Origin of the sequence: Caballeronia sp. (genome assembly GCF_049581465.1) — a bacterium.
GTDB lineage: Bacteria > Pseudomonadota > Gammaproteobacteria > Burkholderiales > Burkholderiaceae > Caballeronia.
The window spans coordinates 1-5,510 of sequence record NZ_JBAUSA010000594.1 but is presented as its reverse complement, the minus strand read 5'-3'; the positions used below and the strand labels follow the sequence as shown (position 1 = coordinate 5,510).

The following is a 5,510-nucleotide window of genomic DNA, read 5'->3' as shown; positions in this document are numbered from 1 at the left end:
GACTCGAACCTCGCCGCACACTCACCGTTAGCAAAATCACCCCGACCACCCCAACTGCAAACAGTACCACTGCCAAACAAGTACTGCCAAACACGAATCCGACGACGTCGCCAACAGGCCCCTTTTCAAACAGGCTTTCGCACCTTGATCGTGGTGTCGTCCACAACAACCGTCTGGCCCGCGCGAATCTTGCACGTCTTGCGCAACTCGATCTTCCCATCAACCTTGACTTCACCCTCTGCCACACGCATCTTGGCTGATCCGCCACTATCGGCAAGTCCCATCAGCTTGAGCAAGTTGTGCAGTTCGACATGGTCACCCGTAAGCGTAAATTCGAGTCGCGGCATGGTGGGCTGTCTCGATGAGCGTGCTGGAAAGGCGGACATGATAAACCACGCAGGCACGCGACGTGCGTTACAACAGACGAAACGGACGATAGGCGGCGCGCTGTACCCGAGGACGGGCCACGTGGAACGCGCAGGCTCCAGCGCCGCAATCGATCCGCCGACAACAACCGCCAGAAAGGAATGAAATATGCCGCATTTGAAAAAAATGTTGTTGAGCACGACAATTGCCGCTGTTGCCGCGTCTTTTGGCGCTTCAGCGTTCGCCCAAACCGCAGGGTCCCCGCCCGCACCGGGCGACACCAGCCAGCCTTCCGCGCAAGTTGCGCCCGCGCCGCAAAACCTCGTCGCACCGTCGTCGACCGATCCGTTCGTTCAAAAGCGCAACGCGACAGCGCAGGCAAACGCGGAATATCGTGCGTCGAAGAAGGCATCGAAGTCCGATTTGAAGGCGTCCGACAAGGCCGCCAAGGCGCAGTACAAGGAACAGGTGCGCAACGCCAAGATCAACCAGAAAGCCGACAAACAAGCGGCCAACAATGAATTGAAGGAAGACGCGCCCGCTGGAACCAGGGACCCGGGCGCGCAACACTAAGACGCATCGACGCAGCCGCTTCTACCTAGTAACAAGCGGACTGACCGAGCGCAACGCGCGACGAGATGGCCCGGCCGCCCACGCGGATCGGGCCATCTCGTTTTAAGGGCCAAACCTTTGCCGATTCATATGCTTGCGCCGGCGGGTTGTATGGATATACAGTGTGCGACACTCGCCACCACTCGCCACTTTAAGCGCCGCGCCGTGCTCACGCAGACTCCTTCCATCGATACCGATCCCATAGAACCTGCGGGCGCTCCGGAACCAGCGGAACCTGCGTCGTATCTGCACAAGCTCAACGAAGCGCAGCGCGAAGCGGTCGAGTTCGGCACAGGTCCATTGCTGGTCATCGCGGGCGCGGGGTCGGGCAAGACCAACACACTTGCCCATCGCGTCGCGCACTTGCTGGTGCAAGGCGCCGATCCGCATCGCATCCTGCTGCTAACGTTTTCGCGCCGCGCCGCCAACGAGATGGCGCACCGTGTGAACCGCATCGCCATCAACGCGCTCGGCAAGCGCAGCGCCATCGCGCAGGGCCTGACGTGGGCGGGCACGTTTCACAGCGTGGGCGCCCGCTTGTTGCGGGACTACGCGGACCTCGTCGGGTTGTCGCCATCGTTCACCATCAACGACCGTGAGGATTCCGCCGACCTGATGAATCTCGTGCGCCACGAACTGGGGCTGTCGGCAAAGGAAAAGCGCTTTCCGGCCAAGTCCACCTGCTTTGCCATTTACTCGCGCGTCGTGAATACGGGCGCGACCCTCGCCCTGGTGCTCGATCAGGCGTTTCCGTGGTGTCGCGAATGGCAGGACGACTTGCGGCGCCTGTTCGCCGCTTACGCCAACGCGAAACTGCAGCAAAGCGTGCTGGACTACGACGACCTGTTGCTCTACTGGTCGCATCTGGCCGCCGAGCCGTCGGTCGCGGCGGATTTGTCGAGCCGCTTCGACCACGTTCTCGTCGACGAATACCAGGACACGAACAAGCTACAAGCCTCCATCCTGCTGGCGATGAAACCCGATGGCCACGGCCTGACGGTTGTCGGCGACGACGCGCAATCCATCTACTCGTTTCGCGGCGCAACCGTACGCAATATTCTCGACTTCCCGAATCATTTCGAGCCACCCGCGAAATGCATCACGCTCGAGCGCAACTACCGTTCGACGCAGCCGATTCTCGCGGCATCGAACGCGGTAATCGATCTCGCAACCGAGCGCTACACAAAGAATCTGTGGACCGACAAGGGCTCGGCGCAACGGCCACGCCTCGTGTCCGTTGCGGACGAAGCCGATCAGGCGCGATACATCGTCGAGCAGGTATTGGCGGCGCGTGAAGGCGGCATGACGCTCAAGCAGCAAGCTGTCCTGTTTCGTACTGCGTACCATAGCGCTCCGCTCGAGATCGAACTCACACGGCGCAATATTCCGTTCGTAAAATACGGCGGCTTGAAATTTCTCGATTCGGTTCACGTGAAAGATGTGCTCGCCGTGTTGCGCTGGGGCGAGAACCCGCGCGACCGCGTAGCCGGGTTTCGCGTGTTGCAATTGCTGCCCGGCGTGGGGCCGGCGATTGCGGGGCGTGTTCTCGACCTGATCGCGGAAAGTGGCAGCATGCCGAACGCGTTGGCGACGTTCGCCGCGCCGTTGCGAGCGAGTGAAGACTGGCCGGCGCTGGTCGCGATGATGTCGAAGGTGAGCGCATGCGAAAGCGGCTGGCCGGCCGAATTCGAAATGATCCGGCGATGGTATGAGCCGCATCTGGAGCGCAATCACGAAGACGCGGCGATTCGTCACGCCGACGTGCTGCAAATGGAAAGCATCGCGTCCACGTATCCCACGCGCGAGCGCTTCCTGACCGAGTTGACTCTCGATCCGCCCGATGCCACGAGCGACGAATCGGGCGTGCCGTTTATCGACGAGGATTATTTGATTCTCTCCACCATCCATTCCGCCAAGGGGCAGGAGTGGAAGAACGTGTTCGTGCTGAACGGTGTGGACGGCTGCATTCCGTCGGACATGGGCACGGGCAGCGATGAAGAAATCGACGAAGAGCGACGGCTCTTATACGTCGCGATGACGCGGGCAAAAGAGGACTTGCACGTCATCACGCCGCAGCGTTTCTATGTGCACAACCAGGCGCACATGGGCGACCGGCATGTCTGGGCGGCGCGTACGCGGTTTATTCCGGCGCATCTGATGTCGAAATTCGACGCTTGCGCGTGGCCCCCGGTGCCCGAAGCAAAAGCGCCGACGGCGGAGGGCCTGGCCGCCGCCGCGAAGGCAAAAATCGATATCGCGGCGCGGCTCAAGAAGATGTGGGAATGAGCCTGGCTTATTGCTCGGCGCTCGATGCCTTCGACATTTTTGGCGCTCTCGGTTCCGGCGTGAAAATCGACCGTAGCCAGTTGCCAAAACGCGTAAAGCCGTCATAAGGCTGGTCGACAAAGAGTTCGGGCCGCATTGAACGGATTTGTTCGAGCAGTTGGATGGCTTCCGGTTTCGCGATGGAGCCGTGAAAGATGCCGAGGCGCAAAAGACAGCGCAGTTCGCCGAGTTTCTCGCGCGCCGTCGATCCCGTGCTGTGCTCCGTCGCGATCTTGGTTTCCACCACGCGTGGACGAATTGAATCGGCGAGACGCCATGCCGGCGTCAGCATCTTTTGCTCAAGTTCCTGAATATCGGCGGCGGCTGCCTTGATCTGCACGGCGAGCGTGTCGATTTGCCCGGGATCGCCTTGCGCCTCGGTCACGATGGCTGTCGCCCACGCCCGTGACGCATTGGTTATGTCGTCCGGCGTCCATTCCGAGCGCACTGCGAAGCCGAAACCGTGTTCGGCGGCCTGACGCATCAGGATTTCGATGACATCGGGGAATTCTTTGTCGAGCGCGCGTTTCGCCCACGCGTACTGACCGTGCTGGAGCATTCGGCTGACGGCTTGTTCGGTGAGCGGCGATGGATTGTCGAGAAGTTTTGCCCGCAGGAAATCCTCGAACGACGGCGTGACGAACTGCGGATCGAACTTGAGCGACAGACGCAGGAACGTATCGAAATCCTTTTGCAAGGATGCGATCGTTTCGTCTTTAAAAGTAAGGGTAATTTGACCCATGATGTTTCCCGGTTCCGCTGGTTGCGCGGGGACTCTGGTGCTAGCGTGAAAAGACAGTTGGCGTCGGCACGAGAACGACGGCCGTTCGTCTTTATATCGGCGGGGGAACGGGGAACTTTAGGGCGAGGGCGCGATTGGGGTGCGCGGATTTTTTGGAGCCCAACCGCGCGCAGCAAGATGTCACTTCACCGGAATTGTAATTCCCGCCGGCATCGGCACCGCCGTCACGCTGTTCTTCGCGCTGCCGGTTGTAATCCGGTCGCTGTAAGTCAGGTACACAAGCGTGTTGCGCTTCGTATCGACAATTCGCACGACGTGCAGCGTCTTGAAGATAAACGACATGCTCGCCGAAAACACATCGGTTTTCTGCTTGAGCGGCGCATCGATCTTGATAGGCGCGACCTGACGGCATGCAATCGATGCTTCCGACGGATCTTCAGCAATCCCCAACGTCCCTTTGACTCCGCCCGTCCGGGCACGCGACACGTAGCAGGTGACGCCGGAAACGCCAGGGTCGTCGTATGCCTCAACCGACACACGATCCGAGCCCGTGAAGCGAAAGTTGGTGTTGACGCTTGCGATTTCCTCGGCATGCAGCGCAGGAACCACCAGCAGCGCCGCAAGGGAAACAGAGACAGGGAGGGCGCGTTTCATCGGAATCCTTCGGAAGAAAAAGAAAAAGGCGTCGTATTGTAGCGACGCCTTCTTTTGATTCGCGTGAAAAACGCATGTTCCCGATCATCGAGTCAATGAAAAATCAAATACAGGATCACGAGCACGATAACCGGCACGCCAAGCAACCAGCCAAGTAGATAAGGCATTGTGTCCTCCGTTCTCTAACCGAATGTATGACTTCAGTATCGATGAGCGCGGAAGGCACCGGTAGCCGTGAGCGTCCTATATGGATGTAGGAGGCCGCCTATCGTGTCCGCACGGTGTATCGCGTGATCTGCTGGTAGCGCTCGCTCGGACGAAGGACCACGGTTTCGCCGTCGTCCATGTTGATCTGGTCAGGAAAACCCCCGGCTTCAAGGCAGATCGCGCCGTGCTTCGAATAGGTCACACCTTGTTTTCCCACCTCACCTTCAAGTTCGTTCCCCGTGTAGCACTGCAAGCCGCGCTCGGTCGTCGCAACGATCAGTTCCCGGCCGCTCGGGGCGTGATAGACGCAGGCGACTTGGCGCGTCTGCGGCAATTCGGTGACCGGCGCAGGCGTATGCAACAAATAGCAATGATCGACACCCCCAACCCGCGCAACCTGTTCGTCGTCGCTCGACAGGCGCGGGCCGAGCAGGGCGGTGGCGCGAAAGTCGAGGGGCGTGCCGGCAACTTCTCTCAGGCCGGTCGGGATCATGGTTTCATCGACGGCGAAGAATTGGTCAGCGCTGAGCTGGATCTCGTGATCGCCTATGTTCGAAGCCACCCCCGAGAGATTGAAGTACGCGTGATTCGTGAGGTTGAGCGG

The 5,510-nt window shown here is 59.9% G+C and carries 5 protein-coding genes and 1 pseudogene; 2 read left to right on the top strand and 4 right to left on the bottom strand.

From position 1 onward, the window contains the following. Positions 1–125: 125 nt before the first annotated feature. A complete protein-coding gene (locus WCA53_RS14575) occupies positions 126–347 on the bottom strand; it encodes an RNA-binding S4 domain-containing protein (protein ID WP_423911420.1) in 222 nt (73 codons plus the stop codon). 187 nt (positions 348–534) lie between these two features. Between WCA53_RS14575 and WCA53_RS14570 the strand changes: the two genes are divergently transcribed. Together WCA53_RS14570 and WCA53_RS14565 are read left to right on the top strand one after the other, a co-directional pair. Then, positions 535–939: a hypothetical protein gene (locus tag WCA53_RS14570; protein ID WP_423911418.1), complete on the top strand. Its 405-nt coding sequence runs from the start codon at positions 535–537 to the stop codon at positions 937–939. Positions 940–1,089: 150 nt separating this feature from the next. Then, positions 1,090–3,264: an ATP-dependent helicase gene (locus tag WCA53_RS14565; RefSeq protein ID WP_423911416.1), complete on the top strand. Its 2,175-nt coding sequence runs from the start codon at positions 1,090–1,092 to the stop codon at positions 3,262–3,264. Between the two features lie 7 nt (positions 3,265–3,271). On the opposite strand, the gene WCA53_RS14560 is transcribed toward WCA53_RS14565, so the two are convergent. The 3 genes and pseudogenes from WCA53_RS14560 to WCA53_RS14550 all read right to left on the bottom strand — a co-directional run. Next, positions 3,272–4,045, bottom strand: a complete 774-nt coding sequence (locus tag WCA53_RS14560; protein WP_423911413.1) for a DUF4088 family protein — start codon at positions 4,043–4,045, stop codon at positions 3,272–3,274. Between the two features lie 180 nt (positions 4,046–4,225). Next, on the bottom strand, positions 4,226–4,699 hold the full coding sequence (locus WCA53_RS14555; protein WP_423911410.1) for a CreA family protein: 474 nt from the start codon (positions 4,697–4,699) through the stop codon (positions 4,226–4,228). Between the two features lie 265 nt (positions 4,700–4,964). Next, positions 4,965–5,510, bottom strand: a pseudogene (locus tag WCA53_RS14550) (galactose-1-epimerase); the annotation flags it as partial.

What these genes read in the sequence shown, in the direction of transcription:
- WCA53_RS14575 (WP_423911420.1), bottom strand. Translation starts at nt 347, where the DNA reads ATGCCGCGACTCGAATTTACGCTTACGGGTGACCATGTCGAACTGCAC.
- WCA53_RS14570 (WP_423911418.1), top strand. Translation starts at nt 535, where the DNA reads ATGCCGCATTTGAAAAAAATGTTGTTGAGCACGACAATTGCCGCTGTT.
- WCA53_RS14565 (WP_423911416.1), top strand. Translation starts at nt 1,090, where the DNA reads ATGGATATACAGTGTGCGACACTCGCCACCACTCGCCACTTTAAGCGC.
- WCA53_RS14560 (WP_423911413.1), bottom strand. Translation starts at nt 4,045, where the DNA reads ATGGGTCAAATTACCCTTACTTTTAAAGACGAAACGATCGCATCCTTG.
- WCA53_RS14555 (WP_423911410.1), bottom strand. Translation starts at nt 4,699, where the DNA reads ATGAAACGCGCCCTCCCTGTCTCTGTTTCCCTTGCGGCGCTGCTGGTG.